Annotated in this window: 2 protein-coding genes; both read left to right on the top strand. The window is 33.1% G+C overall.

The genetic code is table 11. The features are described from left to right. Positions 1–229, top strand: a 229-nt coding sequence (locus AB2B49_RS09155) for a hypothetical protein (RefSeq protein ID WP_320692085.1), incomplete at its 5' end; no start/stop codon positions are given. Next, positions 207–1,049, top strand: a complete 843-nt coding sequence (locus tag AB2B49_RS09150; protein ID WP_414169267.1) for a hypothetical protein — start codon at positions 207–209, stop codon at positions 1,047–1,049. The genes AB2B49_RS09155 and AB2B49_RS09150, both read left to right, overlap by 23 nt. Positions 1,050–1,060: the final 11 nt, after the last annotated feature.

Raw genomic sequence — 1,060 nt, 5'->3', positions numbered from 1 at the left:
AACAACCACTGAAACAGGGGTGAGAACGGTGGATCATGGAGAACAGATATTAAAAGCGGGGAAAGTAGTAGTTGCTACAGTTTTTGTTATTGGTGCTATAATTTATGGTGTTACACTTAGTGCATCTACATTTGGATTTGGAGTCTCGATAGCGGCTCCAGTAATAGCGAGCGCCCTCTTATATTTAAGTTCTACAATGGAGGATAATGATGAAAGAAATATTAAATAACTATTCGTTGAAAATATCTGGATTTGAAATTCCAAAATTATATAATTTGACAAAAATAGTATACATTTGCTTATTTCCTATAGTTTGTCTAGCATTTATAGGGATGGTTGTTGAATTATTTAAAGGTGGGGAAATGAATTTTATGAAATTCATTACTTATACGGTAGTATGTTTTGGGTTTGAGACACTCCTTTCATTAAACAATAAACTAGTTAAATTAGCTGTAGATAATATCCTTTTGACGGATATTAATTTCGACAAGCACATAAGTTATTATCGTTATGTGGCTGAACACTCAGTCAAGTCTCAACAACTGTTTAATAATGCAAATTGTTTACTAGCTATTGCCCAAGCGTCATACTACCAAGGAAAGTTTGAAGAAACACTTGATAATTTGGAACGAATAAATTTTGAGGATAAAAATTTTAATAAGAAATTTGAGATCCAATTGTCCACAGCTTACTTTAAGATTCTTTCTCTAATCCATGCTGATAAAACAGAAGAAATTTCGAACCAAATCGATATGTTAGCTACATTAAAAGTTCGAACAAATTCTCAGGTTACTAGGCAGACGAATGCAATAAACATAATACAAGCTATAGAGAATCTTGTTTTAAATAAAATATCAAACGACTATTTCGACACTGCGGAACCAGAAAATAAGTTAGCTCGAATCATGTTCTCTTATTACGGAGATCTCAAGGCCCAATTAAAAGGAGACGAAGCTCGTACTCGTAATTTGTTTGAAAGCATAGCTCATGAAAATCCAGAACTCTTTTATGTTCAGGAAGCGCAGAAATATTTAGAAGGAGAAAACTGATGTCAGAACGT

Origin of the sequence: Streptococcus jiangnanensis, assembly GCF_040888325.1 — a bacterium.
GTDB classification, from domain to species: Bacteria; Bacillota; Bacilli; order Lactobacillales; family Streptococcaceae; genus Streptococcus; species Streptococcus jiangnanensis.
This window is presented reverse-complemented; position numbering and strand designations above follow the sequence as displayed.